The following is a 24948-nucleotide window of genomic DNA, read 5'->3' on the forward strand; positions in this document are numbered from 1 at the left end:
CACGTAGTTATTTACCCTCAAACCGAATTAACGTATCCATGAAACTAGTACTCCCCTTTATTACGGCACTTCTTCTCTCCACAGCCACCTTCGCGCAACAAGCTACCGATTCTACACAAGACCCAACCGCTCTGGGCAATGCCTTCTTCAAAGCCATGCTGGATGAAGATAGCAAAACCCTTGGCACCTTAGTCGCCAGCGATTTCAGCCTCGTTAGTTTCGATGGTAGCACCGTTGATGGCGATATGCTTGTACAGGGCGTTGGGGGTGGTTTCGTGGTGGTTGATGCAGCTACCGTATCGGATACCCGGACGCGCCAGTATAATAGCGATTCGGCCGTAATGACGGGCATGTGGAAGGCCAAAGGTAATGTTCAGGGAAATGGGTTCGATAATTCCGTTTCTTTCTCGGTTGTATGTGCCAAACAGGGAGGCTCCTGGAAAATTGTTAACGTTCAGTTTACACCTACCCGGTAACTACCGCTTAGTAAGTCAGCTACTGGAAACCAACCCACTCCACAATTTAGGAGTGGGTTTTTTCGTCTATATTCGGCCTTTCACTCCTACCGTCATGCAAACGCGACTCTTTAGACCCTTTCTGTTTTTTTCTCTACTCTCGCTTCTTCTTTTTCAATGCTCGCGTCTACCGTTCAATGAAGTGTCCGTAGTAGGTCGCAATTTTGATGATGAAATTCAACAAACGCAGAACCTCACTTTTACCTTCAACAAAAACGTTGGCCCAACCAATCAGTTCGATGAATGGGACTCCACTCAATATGTGCGTTTTATACCTGCCGTTCGGGGGAAATTTAAGTGGACGGCGCCAAATGAACTGGTCTTCTCACCCGCCCGTGCGTTTGACCCAGCCACGGATTACCGCGCCGAACTGACCGATGATTTACTGAAGCGGTCGGACACCAAAGACTTGAAAATTTCGGGCGACGAGATCGCGTTTCATACACCTTATCTGCAACTCACTGGTACCGAAAACTGGTGGTCACGTTCCCGCGAAACGGGGCAGCCTGTTGCTAAAACCCGGCTGAATTTTAACTACCCTGTTTCGTCCGCAGAGATAGCCAGCAAAGCCGCTGTTTCGACTGAAGACAAAGCCCTTAGCCTGCAAACATCCCCTAGTGATGCACAAAACTCTGTTGCGCTCACGCTCACGAATGCGCCAGCGCAGAAAAACGAACAACCTCTAACCGTCAAGCTAGAAAAAGGGCTGAAAGTACCGAACACCGCTTATGTAAGCAAAGATGTTATTGAGGAAACCAGTACGCTCCCTTCTCGCTATAAAGTCGAAGTGGCCGATGTGCAAACGAGCTTTGAGAATAATAAGGGCATCGTTCGGGTTATTACTACGCAGGAACTACAACCCGCCGAACTGAGCCAGTATTATACCATTCAGCCAGAGGTTGAAACAACAGCCGAACTAACCGAAAATGGGTTCATTATCCGGGGTAACTTCAACGAGATAGATACGTACGTTCTTACCCTGACCGACCAGATTCGGGGTGTATTAGCAACGAAACTGGATGAGCCGGTAAGCAAAGATCTATTCTTCGGGAAGATGCCCGCCAGCATCCAGTTCGCCAATAAAAAGGCGCTCTATCTATCGTCAAAAGGTGCACGAAACATAGGACTTAACATCGTTAACGTGCCGAAAGTACAGGTCAAAATAGCAAAAGTCTATGAAAACAACCTTCTGAATTACTTCCGTAGTAATCGCTACGAGGAGTATAAAGAAAACGCTAATGGCGAATGGGGACCATCCGGATCGTTTAATTATAGTGATGACGAACCGGGGTATCTAAGCGATGTGCTCGTGAAGAAAACCATTGAAACTGCCGATTTACCCAAGGTTCGGGGTGTTTCGGCATTGAATCTGGCTCTACCCGATCAGAATAATAACTTTAGAGGTGTTTACCTGGTTTCTGTCGACTCAAAAGACGAAGCGTATTTACAAGCCAGCCAGCTTGTCTCGGTCTCCGACATTGGCCTGGTGGCCCATGAGACAAAAAACGAAGTGCTGGTCTGGGCCAATTCCATCCGTACCGCAGAACCTCTTCAAGGTGTTGAGGTAACCCTGGTGAGCAATAACAATCAATCTGTTTATACACTTAAAACCGACGGCAGCGGCTTTGTTAAGTTCGATAAGGTAACCGAGAAAGCGCCGGGCTTCAAAATTGCGCTCCTTACCGCCCGCACTGCCGACGACTTCAATTTCCTGTTCCTGCCCGACACGCAGGTTGAAACCTCCCGCTTTGAGGTAGAAGGCAAGTACGATAATGAGTCTGGATTCGATGCCTTCGTATATGGTGACCGTGACATTTACCGTCCCGGCGAAACCATTCATTTCAACACCGTTATTCGGGCGCAGAATTGGCAAAGTGTTGGTGAAATTCCGGTGTTGATCCGAGTGTTAACGCCCAATGGCCGCGAATTTCGTACGTTCCGAAAAACCACCAACGCACAGGGAGCCGTTGCCACCGACGTACCCCTGAACCCTGCCGCCGTAACCGGTAGCTACACCATTGAAGTACTGAATGCGAACAACGTCTTGCTCACATCACAGGCGGTGAGCGTTGAAGAATTCGTTCCCGATCGGATTAAAGTGGATGTGCTGACCGATAAGACAAGCTACAAATCAGGGCAGACCATTACACTATCGGCAACGGCGATGAATCTGTTTGGCCCGCCTGCGTCTGATCGGGCGTATGAGGTAGAGCTACAGCTGAAGCGTAAAGTATTTGCCCCCAAAGGCTTTGGTGATTATGATTTCGATATTCCAAATGGCCAGTCCGGTACTGCCGGAGAAGCCGCGGGCAAACCTGATGTTTTTCCAAAAGAAGTCCGGCAGGGACGTACCAATGCCAATGGCCAGGCCACTGAAAAATTCCCCATTCCAGCACTCTATCAGGACATTGGCCTGCTTGAAGCCAAACTATTCGTAACCGTCTTTGACGAAAATGGCCGACCTGTTAATAGACTCCGCCGATTGGACGTTCTAACGCAGGATACGTTCTTTGGTGTGCGGCTTCCGGATCGCTATGTAGCAACCAACGCCCCGGTTGCGGCTGAACTCGTTGCACTTGACCCCGACGGTGCACTCCGGGCTTCAGCTTCCGCATCGGTCGAAGTGGTACGCTATGACTACCAAACGGTGATCGAGAAAGACGGTGATCGGATAAAATACTCGACTAAACGGCGTGAGAAATCGGTTTACACAAACTCGTTGCTATTCAAAGGTGGGAAGTCAGCCTTTCGTTACGTACCAACCGTTTCGGGTGAATACGAAATCCGTGTTCGGCGGCCTTCGGCACAGAATTATGCAGCCACTAGTTTTTACGCGTACGGCTACGGAAGCACCTCAGCTTCATCGTTTGAAGTAAGCCAAGAAGGTCAGGTGCTAATGACCCTCGATAAACCGACTTACCAAACCGGCGACAAGGCAAAGGTCCTGTTCAAGGCTCCTTTCGATGGTAAACTGCTCGTAACTGTCGAGCGAAATCATGTACTTGAACAACACTGGTTAACTACAAGCAATAAATCAGCTGAATGGAGCTTTTCGGTTGGGAGTGAGCATTTACCGAATGTGTACGTAACGGCCACCCTCATCCGGGCCATCGACAACACAAACTTACCTTTGACGGTTGCCCATGGTTTTGCGCCCGTGTCTGTTCAGGATGCTGACACAAAACTTCCGGTCACAATTACGGCGGTGACCCAATCGCGCTCGAAAACGAAGCAAACGATTCGGGTGAAAACAGCGGGCAATTCTCAAGTTACGGTGGCCGTGGTCGATGAAGGAATTCTGCAACTCAAGAACTTCAAAACGCCCGATCCACACGGGTTCTTTTATCAGAAACGTGCGCTCGAGGTTGGTAGTCACGATTTATACGCACTGCTCTATCCTGAACTGTCACTAAAATCCACATCGAGCGTAGGAGGTGACGGCTATGACCTGGAGAAACGAGTGAATCCACTTAGCAATGGTCGCGTTCGATTAGTTGCCCTCTGGAGTGGTATTTTAGAAACTGGCTCTGACGGAGAAGCTGAATTCTCGGTAGACATCCCGCAGTTTTCGGGCGATTTGCGAGTCATGGCCGTTGCCTACAAAGACAACGCCTTTGGGTCGGCAAACAGCAATATGAAAGTGGCCGACCCTATTGTGATTAGTACGGGCGTTCCTCGTTTCCTCACCCCCGGCGACCAGCTCGAACTGCCAGTCAACCTAAGCAACACAACCAAACAAGTAGCCAGCATTACAGCCAAACTAAGCCTTACCGGACCGTTACTTGCCGATAGCTTATCTACCCAGAAGCTCACGATTCAGCCCGGACGTGAAAGCCGAGCCATCTTCCGAATTTCGGCAAAACAGGCCATTGGTGCCGGAACCATCACGATAGCAGCCAACGGATTGAATGAAACCTTCACCGAAAAAACGGACATCACGGTTCGACCAGCGGCTTCGTTACAGAAAACATCGTTATCAGGTGCCGTAGCGGGTGGAAAAACGCAAACGTTGCAATTAGCGGGCAATTTCCTGTCCGGCACTGCTAAGGCCAGTATTACGCTAAGCCGGTCGCCGGTGGCGCAGTATGGGCGCGAGTTGTCGTATTTGCTCGGTTATCCGCATGGTTGTATCGAGCAAACGATCTCGAAAGCTTTCCCACAATTGTATTTTGCTGATCTGGCCAGGCAACTATCTACCAACACCTATTTTGTTCGGGCGGGCGAGAGCGATCTTAATCCAGCCACCAACGTTCGGCAGGCGGTACAAACGGTAGAAAGTCAGCAAGCATCAAACGGCGGTTTCACGATGTGGCCGGGTATGGTTGCGGTAGCAGGTAAGTCGAATGTGGACGAATGGGCCAGCGCCTATGCCATGCATTTCCTGGCCGAAGCGCAGGAAGCGGGTTATGAAGTCCGGCCATCGGTGCTGAGTTCGGCCATCGACTTTTTAACGACCTTCACTAACAGCCCGGCCACTGAAAACGCCGTTACGTTCGATGAAACGGGTGGAAAAACGGTTCATAAGGTGGCTAGTCGGACTAGTATTTACGGGCTTTATGCGCTGGCAGTAGCAGGCAAACCGAATCGGTCGGCTATGAATTATTACAAGCAGAACGCGGCCTTACTTACACCCGACAGTCGTTATTTGCTGGCATCAACCTTCTTCCGCGTTGGCGACACTCGCAGTTTTGCCGCTCTGCTTCCTAAACGGTTTACGGACAATACAACCGGACGGCAAACAGGGGGCAGTTATGCATCACCTGTGCGGAACCTTGCCCTCGTTCTCGACGCACTAGTTGATACGGACATTAATAACATCCAGATTCCGACATTGGCCCGCCAGCTATCGGGAGCCTTGAAACAGACCAGTTACCTCAACACGCAGGAAGCCGCGTTTGCGTTTCTGGCACTGGGCAAGCTGTCCCGCCAAACAGCCAACAGCACCGCTACGGCTACGTTGACTGCCGGAGGAAAATCGCTGGGCACTATGAACGCAGCTTTGCTCAATCTAAAGCGTGTGCCAACAAATGCGCCACTTAATCTGAGTGCTCAAGGCAGCGGGAACGTATATTATTTTGCCCAGAGCGAGGGCATTCCGGCGAGCGGAAAAATTGCGGAAGAAGACAATGGGGTTCAGGTTCGTCGTCAATACTTGAATCGGGAAGGTCAGCCCATAAGCGATATCCGGCAGAACGATCTGGTGGTGGTAAAAATTACCCTCGCCAGTACCAATGGTCTGAATGTAGAGAATGTTGTTGTAACGGATTTGCTCCCGGCCGGGCTTGAGGTCGAAAACCCGCGCCTGACGGAGCCTCGCGACATGCCCTGGATCAAGAAACCAGACGCCCCTGACTACTTCGACCTGCGCGACGACCGGATCAATTTTTACACAACAGCTACCGGAACCGAGCGCACGTTTTATTATCTGACAAGAGCCGTATCGAAAGGTCGCTTCGTTGTGGGGCCGGTGTCAGCCGATGCGATGTACAATGGCGAATACCGGAGCTATAACGGAGCAGGTGTTCTGGTAGTGAAATAATAGTAGAACGCTGCTAACGCTGATCTTTATGATTTACGCGGGTATAATCTGTGTAAATCATAAAGATCAGCGTCATCAGCGGGCTATTGTGTCAAACATGTTGGCTCATCGTATAGTTTATCACCCAAAACGAGACAATCCATGCTCCAGGATGCCGACATACTTATTATTGGTGGTGGTTTGGCAGGGCTGACGGCGGGCATTCATCTATCTCGGGAAAACTTTCGAGTCGCTCTTATTGAAAAACATGCCTATCCACAACACAAAGTATGTGGTGAGTATGTATCCAATGAGGTATTGCCTTATCTGCACCAGTTGGGTATCTCAGTTGATGGCTTACATCCTTCTCGAATACATCGTTTTTTGTTTAGTACCGTTTCTGGGAAAACAATAGAAAGTGAATTGCCGCTGGGTGGATTTGGCATTAGTCGGTACACACTCGATGACTTCCTATATAAGCAAGCCCTAATTTCTGGCGTTTCCATTATACAAAGTCAGGTAACAGATGTTCAGTTTCAGAATGATCAGTTCACAGTACGTACATCCGACGGGAAAGTGTATACATCAAAACTGGTTATTGGGGCTTATGGCAAACGCTCGTCGGTAGATAAACAACTCCAACGGAACTTCATACTAAACGAGTCGCCGTGGATGGGTGTCAAGGCTCATTACAAAGCCGATTTTCCCGATGATTTAGTATCGCTTCACAATTTCGATGGCGGATACTGTGGGCTGTGTCAGGTAGAAGACAACCTGGTTAATGCCTGCTATTTAACGAATTACAGCAGTTTCAAAAAACATAAAAACCTTGAGGCCTTTCAACAGAATGTCATGAGCCAGAATCCTTTTTTAAAGGATTTTTTTTCTAAGGCCATCCCATTATTTGATAAGCCCTTGACAATTAGCCAGATCTCATTCGCGAAAAAGCAACCAGTCGAAAACCACATGTTAATGTGTGGCGATACCGCTGGGGTTATTCACCCATTATGCGGAAATGGTATGGCGATGGCCATTCACAGTGCCAAAATTGTTTCCGAATTAATCATTAACTATTACAGAAGTACAAACCTGAATAGGGAGGTTTTGGAAGATGAGTATACCATTTCCTGGAATTATTTTTTCAAAAAAAGATTGACCACGGGCCGAATTGTTCAATCCTTATTACAACGACCCTTTCTTGCATCCGTTTTAATGAGTGGCTTACAACTAACTCCTGCTATGCTACCCTTACTGATTAAACAAACGCATGGCGAACCATTAGTGGGTAACTATGTAGACAGTTAGAGTAATAAGTGAATGTAATTTCGTTAAATTTTACGAAAGAATAGAATCCAAATAATCAACAGAATCCAGGTTGGCCCAAGTAATTTTTTACGTTAATGATTGTAAATACTGCACAGCGTACATCCAAAGAAGAATTTTTAGACGATTTTTCGCTGGAAGGTGATGAATTACGGGATGCGTTAGACAAAATTGCCACTATTAATCAATGGTTGGGCGGGAATAAAATTACGCTGGATGGATTAAAAAAATTACTAAAAGATCAGCCAAACGGGAAGGTAATTTCGGTTGTCGACGTAGGTTGTGGAAATGGTGATATGTGTCGGGCAATTGCTGATTTTGGCAAAAAAGAAGGTATTCCGTTTAAAATTCTGGGCATCGATGCAAATGCCGATGCCATTAATCATGCAAAGGCCTGTTCTGAAGCCTACCCAACAATAACCTATACGTCTGCAAATGTCTTTGGCGACGAATTCGCTTCGTTGACGTACGATGTCGCCGTATGTACCCTAACGTTACATCATTTCTCCGATAAAGAAATTTTACAACTGATGGGTTTATTAACTAACAAAGCTACACTTGGTGTAGTTATCAATGACCTACAACGTAGTGCCTTGGCTTACCGTCTTTTTCAGCTTATCTGCGTTGTATTTGGGCTTACTAAATTATCTAAAGAAGATGGCCTGACCTCTATTTTGCGTGGCTTTAAAAAGCATGATTTAGAATCATTTTCTAAAGAACTGCAATTAAAAAAATACTGGATTAACTGGAGGTGGGCTTTCCGCTATCAATGGATTATCAAAAACCTATGAGTGTAAAAATTACAGCAGTAGCAAAAGCATTACCAAAAAATTGGCGTGACACAAAAGACATTTTACCATTTCTGGAAGTTTGGCTGGCTGATCAGGATACTCGTTTTCAACGAAAAGTAAAAAAGATTTTTGAAAACGCAGCGGTTGATCGGCGCTATTCAATTATGGGACCAACTGAGGTTTTTGCAAAAACGTCGTTCGCCGAAAAAAACGCGATATATAGTCGAGAGTCTATTAAGTTAGGGGAAGAAGCGCTTAAAAATGCACTAGCCAAAACAGACTGGAAACTAACCGATATTGATTACCTGATTACGGTAAGTTGTACGGGCATTATGATTCCGTCGTTGGATGCGTATCTGATCAATAGACTACAAATGCGGCAGGATGTGGTCCGGCTTCCTGTTACTGAAATGGGCTGTGTAGCTGGTGTATCTGGTATCATCTATGCCAAAAATTTTTTAAAGGCAAATCCTGGTAAACGGGCTGCCCTGCTAGCGGTAGAGTCGCCAACAGCGACGTTTCAGCTGGATGATTTTTCGATGGCTAATATTGTTAGTGCAGCCATTTTTGGGGATGGGGCCGCCTGTGTGTTGCTATCGTCCAATGAAGCAGATAAAGGGCCGGAAGTAATTGCCGAAGATATGTATCATTTTTACGATGCCACCCATTTAATGGGATTCGACCTCTCCAATACAGGCCTTCAAATGGTCCTGGATAAGTCGGTGACCGATACGATAGCCGCCCATTTTCCCGACATTATTTATCCATTTCTGGCAAAAAACCAGTTGAGTATCGATGAGATATCGCACTTGATATTCCACCCTGGTGGCCGAAAAATTGTGGAGGTTGTGCAGGAGATTTTTGGCAAAATGGGCAAGAATATTGACGAAACGAAAGAGGTGTTACGCCTGTATGGTAATATGTCGAGCGCTACGGTGCTTTATGTATTGGAGCGATTTATGGATAAACAGCCCGCCAAAGACACCTACGGGCTCATGTTAAGTTTTGGTCCAGGGTTTTCGGCACAACGCGTTTTACTGAAGTGGTAAAAGAATTTAGCGATAAAAATTATTGGGCCGTTATTTTAGGTGGTAGCCAGGGATTAGGGTTGGCAACAGCACAAAAACTGGCGCGTCATGGTATGAATATGTGTATCGTCCACCGCACCCGAAAAGCGGACCTTCCTGCTGTTGAAGCCGAATTTAAGCAACTTGAAGCGGAAGGTGTTTTACTCAGGCAGTACAATGTGGATGCCACCAATGCTGACAAACGCCGTTTCGTAATCACCGATTTACGTGAGCATTTGGGTACAGATGGAAAAGTAAGAGCCTTAGTCCACAGCATCGCTAAGGGGAATTTAAAACCGATGATCTCAGATAATAAGCCTCAACTTCAGCATGACGATTTTCAGTTAACAATTGAGGCCATGGCAATTAGTTTATACAACTGGTCGAAAGACTTATTAACCGCTTCATTATTTGCCACCGACGCACGTATCATTAGTTTCACCAGCGAAGGAAGCACCAAAGCCTGGAAAAACTACGCGGCCGTTTCGGCAGCCAAAGCAGCTTTGGAAGCTATCTCCCGAAGTATTGCGCTGGAAATGGCCCCTTCGGGTATTCGGGCAAACTGCATTATGGCAGGCGTTACAGATACCGCTTCATTACGCATGATTCCCGGTTACGAATCTTTATTAAGTCATAGCAAACAAAGGAATCCATTTTCCCGATTAACCCAAGCAACCGATGTAGCCAATGCAGCGTATCTACTCTGTAAAGATGAAGCGGCCTGGATTAATGGTACCGTGATTCAGGTGAATGGCGGTGAACACCTTCAATAACGATTACCCCTTGCAGACGTTTAGCCATATCCTCTCAAAGCTACCCTACAGCAAACCCTTTTTGTTTGTGGACAGTCTGTATGCAATCGATGAAAATGGGGTTGAAGGGAGTTATACCTTCCCCGCTGATTCGTATTTCTACGAAGGACATTTTGCTGAAAAACCGGTAACGCCCGGTGTTATTCTGACGGAAGTTATGGCCCAGATAGGCGTTGTTTGCCTGGGTATATTTCTACTGGCAGATACCCACTCCAGCGACATCGAAATAGCCCTTACGTCTACCCAAGTCGACTTTTACAAACCCGTTTTCCCCAGCGAAACCGTTATTGTACGGTCTACGAAAGACTATTTTCGATTTCATAAGTTGAAGTGTAACATAGAAATGTTCAACACTACTGGAGAGTTAGTTTGCCAGGGTGCCATTTCAGGTATGATGAAATCGAAAAAGTATGCGTAATCGAGTCGTTATCACGGGCCTGGGTGTAGTGGCACCAAATGCAGTGGGTGTACCTTCGTTTTTAGAGGCTATTCAGGCAGGCAAAAGTGGAATTACCTTTCACCAGGAATTAGCCGACCTTAAATTTTCCTGTCAGATTGGAGGCATTCCACCCGTAACCGACGCACATAAACATCAGTATTTTTCAGACTTACAGCTTCATCAACTCAACAGTAGTGGTGTTATCTATGGAGTGATTGCTGGCATGGAAGCCTGGCATAACGCCGGTTTACCAATAGCCACCCATGAGCCAGACTGGGACTGTGGTATCGTATTCGGAACCGGTATTTTGGGAATCGACAAACTTCGGGAAGCAATTTATAAGGTTGATCAGGGCCAGGTCAGGCGATTAGGCAGCACTGCCGTTGTGCAAACCATGACCAGTGGGGTAAGTGCTTACCTAAGTGGAATGTTGGGACTCGGCAACCAGATTACAGCAAATTCAGCCGCCTGCGCTACGGGCACCGAAGCCCTTTGGCTCGCCTACGACCGTATCGCAAATGGTCATGCTAAACGAATGCTGGCTGGTAGCTGCAATGACCATGGACCTTATATTTGGGGTGGCTTTGATGCCATGCGTGTGCTACCCTATCAATACAACAACTCACCAGAGAAGGCATCAAGGCCCTTGAGTGCTACCGCCAGCGGCTTCGTTCCGGCCAGCGGTGCCGGTGCGCTGGTACTGGAATCCCTGGATAGTGCGCTGGCGCGAAAGGCGACTATTTATGCCGAAATTGCGGGGGGACACGTCAACTCCGGTGGCCAGCGGGGTGGCGGCTCTATGACAGCCCCTAACCCGAACGCTGTTAAACGCTGTATCCAGAAAGCAATGGAACAGGCCAATGTTCAGCCTGAGTCTATTGATGTGATTGACGGCCATTTAACCGCTACAATTAAAGATTCGGCAGAAGTGACCGCCTGGTGCGAAGCACTGCAACGAAGAGGAGCCGATTTCCCGATTATTAATTCGCTAAAATCCATGGTGGGGCACTGCCTGAGCGCTGCCGGAAGCGTTGAATGTGTGGCCGCCGTTTTAGAGTTATATAACGGATTTATTTACCCCTCTATCAATTCCGAAGATACACACCCTGAAATTTCTGCACTTATTGCCCCCGAACGAATTCCGCAACATCCTATTCAAAAAGATATTCAAGTCATTGCGAAAGCCAACTTTGGTTTCGGAGACGTGAATGCGTGTGTTATTTTGAAAAAATTTCAATCCTAAACGAGCTATGCAAACGAAAGAAGAGTTAATCAAGACCCTAAAGAAAATTGTAAAGCCATACGTTCAGGATGAGCAGGCGTTTGAGAACGTTACCGAGGAAACTGACTTCCTGAAAGACCTGAAAATCAATTCGGCAAACCTGGTCGACATTGCCTTAGACGTAGAAGAAGCGTACGATATAGAGATCGATAATGAGTCGATGGAGCGAATGCTCACGGTTGGCGCTGCCGTCGAAATCATTATGAGCAAGCTACAGGAGAAATGATCGGCAACGATATTGTTGATCTGGCGCAGGCAAAACGGGAAAGTAACTGGCAACGCAGCGGGTTTCTGAACAAGCTGTTTACTGCCTGCGAACAACAACTAATCCATACAGCCGATGATCCTGAACGTATGGTCTGGCTGCTCTGGAGTATGAAAGAAAGTGCGTACAAAATAGGTATGCGTGAAACCGGGAAACGCGTTTTTGCTCCTCTAAAACTAACCTGTCATATCAATCTATTGAGTGAGACAACGGCCGAAGGAGTCGTTTTTCAGGAGAAAGCTTACCAGACAAAGTCATCGATTACAACAAACTACATTACAAGCGTAGCAACGCCTGTAACCAGCTCTCCCGGTTTCCATCAAGCAGTTATTCCACTTGAAAGTGCCATTTATCAAAGCCAGACTATCCGTATTCGAAAAGAAGTAAAGCAATACTGCACTGATACATTAGCCATTCCAGAAAGCAATAGTTCTATCCATAAAGATCAACAGGGAATTCCTGTATTATGCCTTATCAATACAATAGGAGAACTACTTACTATACCCATTAGTATAAGCCACCACGGCTATTATGGATCATTTGCTATATGTACCCATAGGCTTCTGCCTATGTATAAATTTTAATTAAACACGGGCTGAAGCTCATGGGTACAACTTACATCACCTCTTAAATAGTCATTCTTGGGCATTTCACTCTACAGTCGGCGTAGAATTGCATGCCAACATTTACCTTACTTCATCGGTTATAGGTGTTATAATCGCATTGGTACGTTTTTTGGCTTATCTCAATCGCTATTATTAAAAAATGCTACAACGTTATGAAAAGGAAAATTTGGGTAGTAGGTGCTTTATTGGCCGCTACCGTTAGTCTGTCGTCCTGCGCTTCGTTTGAGAACTGGCTGTACGGCGATTCAAAAAATAGCCGCGAGGACATCGTTCAGCGGGATCGCACAAGTAACAAACGCGATAGCCGGAATCCACGGGCTAAGAATGAGGATAATGAAGGCAGTGTGTTTAGCCGTCGGAATCGGGATGATGATCGGATGAGCTTGAATGATAACTCATCAAACGCCTACAGAAATCCGTATAACAGCACGTATCGGTCTGACGATCGGGACGACCGGCCCAGCCGAATGTCGGGTAGCAGTTCGTACAATAACCGCTATAACGATTATGATAATGACCGTTCTTACGATAGCCGGGATTCGTATAATGATCGGGACAACCGAAACTCCTACACTGATCGGCGAGACAATCGGGATTCGTACAATAGCCGCTCTGATGACCGGGATAACCGAAACTCTTACAACGATCGGTACGATAATCGTCGTGACTCCTATAGTAATCGGTACGATGATCGGGATAGCCGAGATTCCTACAACGGTCGGTCAGATAATGACAACTATCGCAACCGCGATGCCTACAACGACCGTCGGGATGATGACAGAAACAATAACGACCGGTACGACAATCGAAATTCATCGAACGATCGGTACGACAGCCGGGATAACCGCAACTCCTATTCGAATAACGACCGCATGATGTCGGATCGCGATAATCGAGACAATCGGGATAACCAGAACAGTCGGTATAGCGACAGCAGCAATTCGGATCGTCAGTCCAACAACCGTGATAACCGTTCCAGTTATAACGATCGCCGGGATGACAACCGAAATAATAACGACAGTCGAAACAACGACTATCGCAACGATGATCAGAACAATCGGAACAATACTAATCGCTCCGATGACCGCCAAAACGGTAATTATTCTGACAATCGCGATAATCGTCGGAATAATGACGACAGTCAGAACAGCCGCAACAATCAGGATATGAACGATAATCGGCGGAATAATGATGACAACCGGGATAATCAAAACAATAACGACAACCGGAATGGCCGCCAGGATGATCGAATGGAGAGTCGTAGCAACGATCAATCCAGTAACCGGGCATCGGACCGCGACCGTCGCGATTTAACAGATCGGATTTCGGCACAGATGGATAAGCTCGACGATCAGATTGACGACGCCAAAGCCGATGTAAAAAACGAAAGCCGACGGGATCGTAAAAAACGGGAAGATCGAGTTAAAGATCTGGAAGATAAGCGCCGTCAGTTAGCGGATTCTTATTATAAAGTACAACGATCCAGTGAGGATGATTTCGACAAAGTGAAAAAAGAAACGAATAAACTTGTTGATGATATTGGCGATACAATTGATAAAGCCGTTGATAAGGTTGATAAAAAATAAATTAGTACTCGCCTAGTATACCTGAAGGGCTGGTTCAGTGAACCAGCCCTTCTTTATTTGATCAGAATGTAGCAATAAACGTGAACGGCCTATCTTTGCAGCATGGCACTGATTAAATCTGTTCGGGGTATTGGCCCGGTCTTTGGCGAAAACTGCTGGTTTGCCGAAAACGCTACAATCGTGGGCGAGGTAAGCATGGGGCGTGACTGTACGGTCTGGTTCAATGCCGTAATTCGTGGTGATGTCAACTCCATTACCATTGGCGACCGGACCAATATTCAGGATGGGGCTGTCATTCATTGCACATACCAAAGATCCAAAACTACTATTGGCAACTATGTATCCGTAGCCCATAACGCGGTTGTGCATGGTTGTACGATTGAAGACAATGTGCTAATTGGCATGGGCGCCATCGTTATGGATGGGGCCGTTATTGGCACGGGCAGTATTATTGCCGCTGGCGCTATTGTCACGCAAAATACGGTCGTGCCACCGGGTTCTATTTACGCGGGAAACCCAGCGCGCTTCCTAAAAGCCGTTTCGCCTGAGCAAGGTGAAGTCTTTGCGCGAACGGCCAATAACTACGTCATGTACGCAAGCTGGTTTAAGGAGTAAATTAGTGGAGTAGGTGGAGTGAGTGCAGTAAGTAAACTCAGTTGCTGTAACCATTTCACGGACTCCACCTATTCCACTCACTCCACCTACTCCACTAAATACCATGGACGATTTTCTGATCTATCTTCGCTTAGGTTTCGATCACATTACAGATCCTCGTGGGTACGATCATATTTTATTTGTTGTTGCGCTCTGTGCGGTGTATACCCTGCAACAGTGGCGACAGGTATTGATTCTGGTCACGGCATTCACCATCGGCCATTCGATTACGCTGGCGCTGGCAACTTTACAACTCATTCATTATAAGACCGATTTGATTGAGTTACTTATCCCCATTACGATTCTGATTACAGCCATCACCAATTTCTTTTTTCAGGAGCCTAAATCGAAATCACGATCATCGTCTACACCCCAACTAGCCTATCGCTCCTGGCGATACGGTTTGGCTCTAACGTTTGGGCTTATCCATGGAATGGGCTTCTCTAACTACCTCCGCAGTTTACTGGGCAAGGAGGCTGATATTATACAGCCTTTACTGGCCTTTAACATCGGACTGGAAATTGGGCAGTTAGTTATTGTTAGTCTCGTGCTGGCACTGGCCTATGTTCTGATTGGTCTGGGGCGGGTCAGTCGTTTACGCTGGACGCTCATTATATCAGGCATGGTAGCGGGCATGGCCCTATCGCTCATAATCAATAATGAGTATTTGAGCGAGTTGTTAAAGTAACCCTATTTTTAGTCTGGATACACTCCTTCGTTCGTGAACGAATAGAGAAACTATTGGGGTAGGTCTATCTGATTTATGCGGACACAAATCCTGCTAATTTGACAATCCTTCTCAAAAGACAAACTTGTCTACAATCCATTCTTCATAATGCCAATTACAGAACCTCTTTTTTCGTATTTTTACCACGCTAATCAACAACTATAAACCAATTTATGCAAAAGATAATTTTGCTGCTGACGAGTTTGGCCATTCCCTTATTGTCTGCTCAGGCTCAGGCTCCTCCGCCAACACAACGTGCCAATACGCGTTTCGAGCAACTTGGCCCGATCCTGCCCACCCCTAATACCTTTCGTACGGCTTCTGGTGCACCGGGTAAAGACTATTTTCAAAATCGTGCTGACTATGATATAAAAGCTACTCTTGACGATACCAACCAAAAAATAACGGGCTCAGAAACAATCATCTATCACAATAACTCAGGAGATATATTGCCTTATGTCTGGCTTCAGTTGGATCAAAACACGTTCCGGGCAGATGCTGATGGCAGAACTACACAGACGAGTAGCATCAGCGAACAAGGAGCAAGTTTCCAACAGATCAGTGCTGGCCCAACGCTGGCGGCTAAAGATTACGGCCACAAAATTACAGCCGTGCGCGATCAGGCTGGTAAACCCCTTAAATACACCATCAACCAGACCATGATGCGTATTGACTTGCCTCAGCCCGTAGGCCCAGGTAAGACGGTAACATTTTCTGTTGACTGGAATTTCAAAATCGTAGATGTCAGAAGTACTGGCGCTCGGGGAGGCTATGAGTTTTTCCCGAAAGACGGCAATTACATCTACGAAATAGCTCAGTGGTTTCCACGTTTATGTGCTTATAGTGATGTAACAGGCTGGCAGAACAAGCAATTCTTAGGACAGGGCGAGTTCACGTTAATCTTCGGCAATTACAAACTAGCCTTAACCGTACCGAACGATCATATTGTGGGCGCCACCGGCGAGTTGCAGAATCCAATCCAGGTATTAACGCCCACGCAAATAAAGCGGTGGAATGAAGCCAAAGGGAAAGGCGATAAGCCCGGCGAAAATCCAGTGGTTATCGTAACCCAGGCCGAAGCCGAAGCCGCCGAAAAAGGCAAACCAACCGGTACTAAAACCTGGATTTACAAAGCAGATAATGTTCGTGATTTTTCCTTTGCCAGTAGCCGAAAATTCATCTGGGATGCCCTACAACCCAACGTAGAAGGGAAACGGGTTTGGGCTATGTCGCTATATCCGAAAGAAGGAAATCCACTTTGGGGCCAATATTCAACCCGGCTTGTGGCGCATACGCTTCTCTCCTACTCACGCCGGACAATTGCATATCCTTATCCGGTAGCGTACTCGGTCCACGGGCCTGTTGGTGGTATGGAATATCCAATGATCAGCTTCAACGGGGCACGGCCCGAAGCCGATGGCACCTATTCGGTAGGCACAAAGAATGGACTAATTGGGGTGATTATCCACGAAGTAGGTCACAACTTCTTCCCTATGATTGTCAACTCCGATGAGCGCCAGTGGTCCTGGATGGACGAAGGTCTGAATAGTTTTATGGAAGGATTGGCCTGTTTAGAGTGGGATGCGAACTACCCCGCACGGGGCATCGATCCTCAGTCTATTGTTCCGTACATGCGTATGGACTCTACTCTACAGGTTCCCATCATGAGCAGTTCGGACAATATTCCCAGAAATACATTTGGACCAAACGCCTATAGCAAGCCTGCTACGGCCCTGAATATTCTCCGGGAGACGGTTATGGGTCGCGAGTTATTCGATTACGCCTTTAAAGAATACGCTCGTCGGTGGGCATTCAAAACGCCCGAACCTGCCGACTTCTTCCGTACGATGGAAGATGCGTCGGGGGTTGATCTGGACTTCTTCTGGAAAGGCTGGTTCTACAGTGTGCAACCCGTTGACCAATCCCTGGTAAAAGTTGACTGGTTCCAGGCAAGTTCGCAAAACCCGGAAATCACCAAAGCTGAAGCGCGTGCAGCAGCCCAAAAACGAGCCAATACCATTAGCAAACAGCGTGATGCGTTGAGCAAAGATCAAACCGTTGTGGCGCAGGACAGTACCATGAAGGATTTCTACAATAGCTACGATCCCTATGCGGTTACGGATGCTGATAAAAAGAAATATCAGGATTACCTGGCTACGTTATCGGCCGAAGAACGGGCATTAGCCGAAGCAGGCACTAATTTTTACACACTGTCGCTGAAAAACAAAGGTGGTATTCCAATGCCGGTAATTGTACGGATGGAGTTTGAAGATGGTACAGATTCGATAGCTCGCTTCCCGGCAGAAATCTGGCGTTTCAATGACGTTTCCATTAATAAAGTTATTGCTACACCCAAAAAAGTGAAGCAATGGACACTCGATCCCTACTATGAAATAGCCGATATTAATACGGAAGACAATTCTTTTCCACCGAGAGCACAGCCTAGTCGTTTTCAATTATTTAAACAACAACAGCGTGGAGGGGGTGCAGGGCCCAATCCGATGCAACAACAACGTCAACAATCACCGGCTACACCGGCTAAACAAGGTAGCGGCCGTAACTAACAAAGTTTTAACTTCTGATAAACTATGAGAAAACTAGTGTTGATGGCTAGCCTGGTCTTTGGGTCGGTGGCCTCATTCGCTCAGGTACCAACGGCCCCTACTCAAAACGCAAACACGCGTTTCGAGCAGCTTGGCTCCATGATGCCTACGCCCAATACCTTCCGTACAGCATCTGGCGCACCGGGTAAAGATTATTTTCAGAACCGCGCCGACTATGATATTAAGGTTGAACTGGACGATGCCAACCAAAAAATTATTGGTTCTGAAACTGTTACGTATCATAACAATTCAACTGACGAGCTGCCTTTCATCTGGCTCCAACTCGATCAGAATCTGTTTGCCAAAGGGTCTATCGGTAGTGTTACCCGAACGGGGGGTGTAAACGAAAGCGGCATGAGCTTCGCTCAGTTGCAAAATCTGACTTCCGTTCGCGAACGGAGTAGTCAGCAGGCGTCTGATAAATATGGCTACCACATTACGGCCGTTAAAGATGCTAAGTCAGGTACTGCACTGAAATATACCATTAACCAGACAATGATGCGGGTTGATCTGCCAACAGCCATCAAGCCCGGCGGGACCTATTCGTTTAATGTAGACTGGAATTATTTCGTTACCGAATACTACGGTCGTAGTGGCATGGAGTTTTTCGCAAAAGACGGTAATTATAATTACTTCATTGCCCATTGGTTCCCCCGCTTGTGCGCCTATAACGACGTAAACGGCTGGCAGAACAAGCAGTTCCTGGGTCAGGGCGAATTCACGCTTATTTTCGGCAATTATAAAGTAGCCATTACCGCCCCTAGTGATCACGTTGTTGGCGCTACCGGCGAATGCCAAAACTACAAGCAAGTACTTTCAGCTACGCAACAGAAACGTTTAGCCCAGGCGGCTACGTCGAAAAATCCGGTTGTTATTGTAACACAGGAAGAAGCCGAGGCAGCACTAAAAACCAAACCAAGCGATAAAGTAGGCAAGAAAACATGGGTTTATTCGGCATCTAATGTCCGTGACTTTGCGTTTACCAGCAGCCGCCGGTTTATCTGGGATGCTATGCAGACCGATGTGTACGGCGACGGGCACAAAATCTGGTCTATGTCGTTTTACGCCAAAGAAGGCAATCCACTATGGGGACAATATTCAACTCGCGTGGTTGAGCATACCCTGAAATCGTACGGCAATCGCACCATCAAATATCCATACCCTGTTGCTATTTCATGCCATGCCACGGCAGGTGGTGGTATGGAATACCCGATGATTTCGTTCAACGGTGGCCGCCCGGAAGCGGATGGGACGTATTCAGAGCAAACGAAAGCAGGCATGATTGGGGTAATTATCCACGAAGTGGGTCATAACTTCTTCCCCATGATTGTTAACTCCGATGAACGCCAGTGGACCTGGATGGATGAGGGATTGAATACCTTCTGCCAGTACCTCGCCGAAAAAGAATGGGACTATAATTTCCCAAGCCGCCGGGGCGAGCCACAGTACATTGTCGATTACATGAAGTCTGACAAATCGGTCCTGTCGCCCATCATGACGTCGTCCGACAACGTAATTAGCCTTGGGCCAAATGCGTACGCGAAACCAGCTACGGCGCTTAATATCCTGCGCGAAACTGTAATGGGTCGTGAGTTATTCGATTACGCCTTTAAAGAATACGCTCGCCGATGGGCGTTCAAAAGCCCCGAGCCAGCCGATTTCTTCCGTACGCTGGAAGACGCATCGGGGGTTGATCTGGATTGGTTCTGGAAAGGCTGGTTCTACGGCGTTGAACCTGTCGATCAGGATTTAGTCGAAGTAGATTGGTTCCAGGTTGACTCGGGCAATCCTGAAGTGACCAAAGCAGCCGCTCGCGCTGAAGCGCAACGTCGGGCCGGAACCATCAGTAAGCAACGTGATGCCGCCACCCAGGCCGAAACGGTTGTTGCCAAAGATTCGACCATGAAGGATTTCTATAATAACTATGATCCGTATAAGGTTACGGATGCTGACAAAAAGAAATACCAGGACTATTTGGCTACGTTGAGTGACGAAGAGCGCAAAACGCTTGAGACAAATGCAGGAACCAACTTCTATACGTTATCGCTGAAAAATAAAGGCGGTATACCAATGCCGGTTATTATTCGGATGCAGTTTGAAGATGGTACGGATTCGGTGGCCCGCTTCCCGGCGGAGATTTGGCGCTTCAACGATGTGTCGATCAAAAAGGTCATTGCTACTCCTAAAAAAGTAACGCAGTGGACGCTCGACCCATTCCAGGAAATTGCCGATATAGACGCCGAAAACAACTCATTCCCCCGAGTGGCTGCCCCAACTCGTTTCCAGTTGTTCAAACAACAGCAGCGTTTTGGTCCACAGGGACCTAACCCAATGCAACAGCAACGGCGGGCTACACAGCCACCGGCCACCCAGGGTAGCGGAAAGAACTAACCAAGCAATCCTAAATACGAATACCGTAAAAAGCGGTCTTTGACGATTAAGTTAAAGACCGCTTTTTGTTGGATCACTAAACTGTACAAACAGATTAAACTACAGACTTTTACTAGTATAATGAAAATCTCTATTTCGTTTCTAGCTCTTTTTACACTGATCAGCCTTGCTGGCATTTTAGGTGTACAGGCCCAAACTCCTTTACCAACTTCACCTTCATCGCCAACCATGACGTTGCCCGGTGCCACAACCGCAACACCCACCGCAACAACAGTTGTAGCAGCGCCGAAAGTGCCTATGAAACCTTACCGTGAGGTAATTACGGCAGCAGCCCAGACAAGCAGGGGTTTGTTTACCGCCCATCGGGTCGACGAAAAGTATTATCTTGAAATTCCGGACACGTTATTAGGTCGGGAGTTTATGGCCATCACCCGTATTGCCAAAGCACCCACCGGAGCAGGTTACGGCGGAGAACTGGCCAACCGGCAGGTATTACGCTGGGAACGGGGCCCAGACAAAAAAATCTTGCTTCGGGTTGTGAGCTACATCAATGTAGGGAATGATACGTTGCCCATTTCGCAGGCCGTTCGGAATTCCAATGTTGAGCCCATTGCTGCCGCTTTCGACATAAGAGCAATTCGTAAAGACAGTGTAGCGGCATCCGTCATTGATGTAACTGACTTTTTCAAAGGAGATAATCAGGTGGTCTCAATTAATCCAATTACAAAATACCGTTACCGACTAACAGCCTTATCCCCAGAGCGATCATTTGTGCAACGCATCAAATCGTATCCGATTAATACCGAGGTGATGGTAACGAAAACGTTCACAGTCAATACAACACCCGTAGTACCATCGCCCGTACCATCCCCACTGCCCACAGTAGCTCTGCCCGTTGGTAATGAAGCAGGTGCGGTGACGATGGAGATTAACACATCCATGATTCTGCTACCCCGTACACCCATGCGGAAACGGTTGTTCGATAGTCGGGTCGGCTTTTTCGCCAATAGCTACACGGTATATAATGACGCATCGCAGCGAACAGAAGATGAAACATTTGCTGTCCATTGGAAACTGGAAGCCAAAAATGCGGCTGACATGCAGCGTCAGAAAGCCGGTGAGCTCATTGAGCCGCGCAAGCCCATCGTCTATTATATTGACCCAGCCACGCCCCTTAAGTGGCGAAAATTCCTGAAGTTGGGCGTTGCCGACTGGCAGGTTGCGTTTGAAAAAGCAGGCTGGAAAAATGCGATTATCGCTAAAGACTGGGATAATAAAGATACAACGCTTAGTCTGGAAGATGCCCGCTACTCGGTGATTCGCTACTTCGCATCGGATATCGAAAATGCGTACGGGCCAAACGTCCACGATCCCCGCTCGGGTGAAATCATCGAAAGTCACATCGGCTGGTATCATAATGTGATGAACCTGCTGCGGAAGTGGTATATGGTACAGGGAGCCGCGGTAGATGTTCGAGCACGCAAACCAAAATTTGACGATGAATTAATGGGGCAACTGGTCCGGTTTGTATCGTCGCACGAAGTAGGGCACACACTTGGGTTACGACACAACTACGGATCCAGCCATGCTACACCCGTTGAAAAGCTGCGTGACAAAGAGTTTATTAAACAATACGGACATACGGCATCTATCATGGACTACGCCCGGTTCAACTACGTAGCACAGCCCGAAGATGGTATCACAGACTTATTTCCGCGTATTGGCACCTACGACATATGGGCTATCGAGTGGGGCTATAAACCAATATACGACACCCCAACACCCGAAGCAGATAAGATGATCTTAAATGAGTGGGTAAAAAAACATGTTGGTGATCCACGTTATTGGTTTGGTACAGAAACAAACCCACTTGATCCACGTTCACAAAGCGAAGATTTAGGCGACAATGCCATGATTGCCAGTACATATGGCATTAAAAACCTAAAACGAATTCTACCAAATCTCACCAAATGGACGGGCGAAGAAGCAGAAGATTACGATAAGTTACGGGAAATGTATGGTGAGATTGCCGGACAGTACAGACGGTATATGGGCCATGTGACTAAGTATATAGGGGGAGTATATGAAACCCCTCATACATACGACCAGGCTGGCATTGTGTATGAGCCAACGCCCCGCGGGCTACAGAAAAGCGCTGTAGCCTTCCTGAATCAACAATTGTTTCAAACACCAGCCTGGTTGCTAGATGCTAAAATCATGCAACTTGTCCGTCCAGATCAAGGCGTTGATTATTTGCGAACCTTGCAGGAAACCACCCTGAACAGCCTAATGGACATTGGCCGACTAACACGCCTGATTGAAAACAGTAGCCGACCTACCAAGTCATACAGTCTGGATGAGTTCATGACAGACCTACAGTTATCGATCTGGCGGGAGTTAAAGGCGGGACATTCCATTGATGTGTATCGTCGGAACCTTCAGAAAGTATATGCGGAGAAATTAATTTCGATGTTAACGCCCTCACCTGCGACTGCCCCAGCGGCCGGATTTGCGGGTAACGGTTTCCGCTATAATGCCGGTCCGATTGCCGATGTTCGTAAATCCGATATTATGTCTGAGGTACGAGCCCAATTAGTTAACCTACGAGGTAGTATCAAGGTAGCTATTCCCCGGCAAACCGATAAGATGAGCCGGTATCATTTAAGCGATGTGCTAGCCCGTATCGACAACGCATTAAATCCTAGACGGGGATAATAGCCATTTTATCCAGTCAAATCTTTTGACAATTACCTATACTTCGCTACTTTTGCACACCCATTCGGGATGTAGCGCAGTCCGGTAGCGTGCTTGCATGGGGTGCAAGAGGTCGTGGGTTCGAATCCCGCCTTCCCGACAGTTAAAAGTAAGGAGTTACGGCAACGTGGCTCCTTTTCTTTTTTTACTGGATTATATAAATAATCCTAAGTCAGTCGCTCAACTCCCCTAGAGGTATTCCTGCCGACCCTTACATCTTTTTAGCCAATAGATCACCCCAACTACGTTTTCTATATTTTTTTGGAGGTGATTATGGAATCACTCACTCTGCTGCATCTATACAAAAGCGAGGCACAAGCAAAGTCTGTTAACGTCTCTTCACAATCTTAACAATTATTTTATGAGCAACGCCCCACCTTTATAATCAGTCAACAATCCAGCCGATTAAAAAGGGCTTTATGTACGTTAGTTGAAAAACAAGGCTTTAGCTTGGTGGCTCTCCAACGAAAATAAAGTAGAGAAGAAAGGATATGTGCAAGTATTTATTGCTGGATTACAATACGAGTGAAACATTTGACATATAGAATTGTGTGGTTTTTGGCGGAAAACACATATTTTTGTGGAGGTTCGACGGTGTTTCTACTAAATTTTTAGCTGGACGAACCGAAAGAGTCTAAATTTTTCACTTTTTTTACCGGGTAAACCAACTTTTAATTTTAACCCTACAGTCCAGTTCCAATGAAAACACAAACTCCCTCTCCAGCACCTGCCAAAGCACCGGCACCAAAAAAGAAGTCATCAGGTGGCCTAAACCCCGCGTTAGTGATCCCGATTCTGCTGATTATCGGTATTCTGACGTACATGTTCGTCTTCGGTGATGGCAGCCACTTTCAGGAAGGTGACAACACGAAAGAACCACTCCCAGGCGACTACTTCGGTACCGTTTACAAGGGCGGATTTATCGTACCAATTCTGTTCACCTGTTTTCTGACGGTGCTGGTATTCTCGATCGAGCGTTTCATCACGATTGGCCGGGCCAATGGCTCAGGTTCAATTGACGATTTCGTTCGGAAAATTAAAAGCCAACTAGACCGTAACGAAGTAGCAGCCGCCATTCAGGAATGCGATCGTCAGAAAGGTTCGATCGGTAATGTTGTAAAAACCGCTCTGGTTAAATACCAACAATTAGCTACCGATACCGAACTGAACAAAGAACAAAAATTAGTAGCGCTGCAAAAAGAAGTAGAAGAAGCAACAACGCTCGAATTGCCAATGCTGGAAAAAAACCTAACCATCATTGCTACGCTGGCTTCGGTTTCTACCCTGATTGCTCTGCTCGGAACTGTACTTGGTATGATTCGGGCCTTCGCAGCCATGGGTGCTACAGGACAGCCTGACACAGGTGCGCTTTCAACTGGTATTTCAGAAGCCCTTGTAAACACAGCTCTGGGTATTGGTACGGCTGCTATCGCAACGATCATGTATAGCTATTTCACAAGCCGTATTGACGTGCTGACCTATAACATTGATGAGATCGGCCTGAGCATTCAGCAGAACTTTGCGGCTCACTATTAAGCCGAATTTGCACAGTTGATGTACTTTAACCAACCTGCCCGACTCGTTCGGGCAGGAAG

17 protein-coding genes and 1 tRNA gene are annotated in these 24948 nt (G+C 47.0%); all 18 read left to right on the forward strand.

Annotated elements, in window-relative coordinates; all coding sequences use genetic code 11:
* Positions 1-38: 38 nt before the first annotated feature.
* Entirely contained in the window at positions 39-476 is a 438-nt protein-coding gene (locus tag EXU85_RS33645; protein WP_142776271.1) for a nuclear transport factor 2 family protein, read from the forward strand.
* Between the two features lie 94 nt (positions 477-570).
* Positions 571-6054 carry an alpha-2-macroglobulin gene (locus EXU85_RS33650; RefSeq protein ID WP_142776272.1) on the forward strand — a complete coding sequence of 1828 codons (5484 nt, stop codon included), beginning with the start codon at positions 571-573 and terminating at the stop codon, positions 6052-6054.
* A gap of 141 nt (positions 6055-6195) precedes the next feature.
* A complete protein-coding gene (locus tag EXU85_RS33655) occupies positions 6196-7338 on the forward strand; it encodes an NAD(P)/FAD-dependent oxidoreductase (protein WP_142776273.1) in 1143 nt (380 codons plus the stop codon).
* Positions 7339-7433: 95 nt separating this feature from the next.
* Positions 7434-8147 carry a methyltransferase domain-containing protein gene (locus tag EXU85_RS33660; protein ID WP_142776274.1) on the forward strand — a complete coding sequence of 238 codons (714 nt, stop codon included), beginning with the start codon at positions 7434-7436 and terminating at the stop codon, positions 8145-8147.
* Positions 8144-9196 (forward strand): type III polyketide synthase, encoded by a 1053-nt coding sequence (locus tag EXU85_RS33665; protein ID WP_142776275.1) that lies wholly within the window; start codon positions 8144-8146, stop codon positions 9194-9196. The genes EXU85_RS33660 and EXU85_RS33665 overlap by 4 nt, the downstream gene beginning before the upstream one ends.
* Positions 9190-9987, forward strand: a complete 798-nt coding sequence (locus tag EXU85_RS33670) for an SDR family oxidoreductase (RefSeq protein ID WP_142776276.1) — start codon at positions 9190-9192, stop codon at positions 9985-9987. The genes EXU85_RS33665 and EXU85_RS33670 overlap by 7 nt, the downstream gene beginning before the upstream one ends.
* The gene (locus EXU85_RS33675) at positions 9965-10444 is read left to right on the forward strand and encodes a 3-hydroxyacyl-ACP dehydratase FabZ family protein (protein ID WP_168207912.1); all 480 of its coding nucleotides are present in this window, start codon (positions 9965-9967) and stop codon (positions 10442-10444) included. Before EXU85_RS33670 ends, EXU85_RS33675 begins: the two co-directional genes overlap by 23 nt.
* Positions 10437-11708: a beta-ketoacyl synthase gene (locus tag EXU85_RS33680; protein ID WP_142776277.1), complete on the forward strand. Its 1272-nt coding sequence runs from the start codon at positions 10437-10439 to the stop codon at positions 11706-11708. The genes EXU85_RS33675 and EXU85_RS33680 overlap by 8 nt, the downstream gene beginning before the upstream one ends.
* Positions 11709-11715: 7 nt before the next feature.
* Positions 11716-11973 carry an acyl carrier protein gene (locus EXU85_RS33685; RefSeq protein ID WP_142776278.1) on the forward strand — a complete coding sequence of 86 codons (258 nt, stop codon included), beginning with the start codon at positions 11716-11718 and terminating at the stop codon, positions 11971-11973.
* Positions 11970-12596 (forward strand): 4'-phosphopantetheinyl transferase superfamily protein, encoded by a 627-nt coding sequence (locus EXU85_RS33690; RefSeq protein ID WP_142776279.1) that lies wholly within the window; start codon positions 11970-11972, stop codon positions 12594-12596. The genes EXU85_RS33685 and EXU85_RS33690 overlap by 4 nt, the downstream gene beginning before the upstream one ends.
* 194 nt (positions 12597-12790) lie before the next feature.
* Complete coding sequence (locus EXU85_RS33695; protein WP_246859359.1) at positions 12791-14224, forward strand: hypothetical protein; 1434 nt, start codon at positions 12791-12793, stop codon at positions 14222-14224.
* Positions 14225-14326: 102 nt separating this feature from the next.
* Positions 14327-14839: a gamma carbonic anhydrase family protein gene (locus EXU85_RS33700; RefSeq protein ID WP_142776280.1), complete on the forward strand. Its 513-nt coding sequence runs from the start codon at positions 14327-14329 to the stop codon at positions 14837-14839.
* Positions 14840-14942: 103 nt separating this feature from the next.
* Positions 14943-15566: a HupE/UreJ family protein gene (locus EXU85_RS33705; protein ID WP_142776281.1), complete on the forward strand. Its 624-nt coding sequence runs from the start codon at positions 14943-14945 to the stop codon at positions 15564-15566.
* 212 nt (positions 15567-15778) lie between these two features.
* On the forward strand, positions 15779-18169 hold the full coding sequence (locus EXU85_RS33710) for a M1 family metallopeptidase (RefSeq protein ID WP_142776282.1): 2391 nt from the start codon (positions 15779-15781) through the stop codon (positions 18167-18169).
* A 24-nt stretch (positions 18170-18193) separates the two neighbouring features.
* Entirely contained in the window at positions 18194-20599 is a 2406-nt protein-coding gene (locus tag EXU85_RS33715; RefSeq protein ID WP_142776283.1) for a M1 family metallopeptidase, read from the forward strand.
* 120 nt (positions 20600-20719) lie between these two features.
* Complete coding sequence (locus tag EXU85_RS33720; RefSeq protein ID WP_142776284.1) at positions 20720-23314, forward strand: zinc-dependent metalloprotease; 2595 nt, start codon at positions 20720-20722, stop codon at positions 23312-23314.
* A gap of 65 nt (positions 23315-23379) precedes the next feature.
* Positions 23380-23453: transfer RNA gene (locus EXU85_RS33725), tRNA-Pro, on the forward strand.
* Positions 23454-24052: 599 nt separating this feature from the next.
* A complete protein-coding gene (locus EXU85_RS33730; protein ID WP_111346203.1) occupies positions 24053-24889 on the forward strand; it encodes a MotA/TolQ/ExbB proton channel family protein in 837 nt (278 codons plus the stop codon).
* Positions 24890-24948: the final 59 nt, after the last annotated feature.

The organism is Spirosoma sp. KCTC 42546, assembly GCF_006965485.1.
In the GTDB taxonomy this organism is placed as follows: Bacteria; Bacteroidota; Bacteroidia; order Cytophagales; family Spirosomataceae; genus Spirosoma.